Source organism: Polaromonas sp. P1_G2 (genome assembly GCF_056405515.1).
The window spans coordinates 1-474 of record NZ_JBFUBY010001051.1 but is presented as its reverse complement, the minus strand read 5'-3'; the positions used below and the strand labels follow the sequence as shown (position 1 = coordinate 474).

Annotated in this window: 1 pseudogene; it reads left to right on the top strand. The window is 65.4% G+C overall.

Annotated elements, in window-relative coordinates:
- Positions 1-474 (top strand): annotated as a pseudogene (locus AC1D0P_RS29010) (acyl-CoA dehydrogenase); the annotation flags it as partial.

Here is a 474-nt window from a genome sequence, read left to right as displayed (position 1 = left end):
GCCCAGCAGGACAATCGGGCGCATGCGGCGATGACTTTGGCCTTGACGGCGATCTATCTCGGTGTGGCCGAAGCCGCGCAGGAGGCATTCATCCGCTTCGCCCATGAACGGGTTCCGACCAATCTGGGCCACCCGATCGCCCGCACGGAGCGCTTCGTCACGCTCTCGGGCGAAATCGACCTCCTCGTCTCCGGTGCCCGGGAGATCATTTTCGACACCCTCAGAGCCGGCTTGGGCAATCCGGAAAGACTTGTGCGGGCGCGCCTGACTGCCGGGCGGCAGTTGCGCGATGCGGTCCAGATTGCTGTGCGCGGCCTTGGCAATCCCGGCCTGGGCTCCGACCTGGGGCTCGAACGGCATTTTCGCGACATTCAGGCCGTGCTCGTCCACGCTCCACAGGAGGACACATGCATATCGATGCTCGGCCGCGCCGCCTTCGACCGGTGGAATCGAGAGAAGGCTGCCGTGGTACGG